Here is a 253-nt window from a genome sequence, read left to right as displayed (position 1 = left end):
AGTGCTTTACGAATACCAATTTCACGCGTACGTTCCGTTACAGATACAAGCAAAATATTAATAACACCAATACCGCCTACTAATAAAGAAATTCCTGCAATTCCGCCAAATACCATTTTTAACATATTCGTGGACTCGTTAATCATTTCAATCATTCAGAATGAATATCTTATTTTTGTGTTACTCTAGTAAAAATATAACCAAATGAGTCCAATGTATTACTCAATATTAATTTCTTCTAAGATTATAGATG

Annotated in this window: 1 pseudogene; it reads right to left on the bottom strand. The window is 30.4% G+C overall.

Features of this window, described 5'->3' with window-relative positions:
- Window positions 1–116: pseudogene (locus SB717_RS37910) on the bottom strand (FtsX-like permease family protein); the annotation flags it as partial.
- Window positions 117–253 lie beyond the last annotated feature (137 nt).

The organism is Priestia sp. SIMBA_032 (assembly GCF_046535215.1).
Lineage (GTDB): Bacteria > Bacillota > Bacilli > Bacillales > Bacillaceae_H > Priestia > Priestia aryabhattai.
Note: the sequence above shows the minus strand (reverse complement) of the source record. Positions and strands in the feature narration are given on the sequence as shown.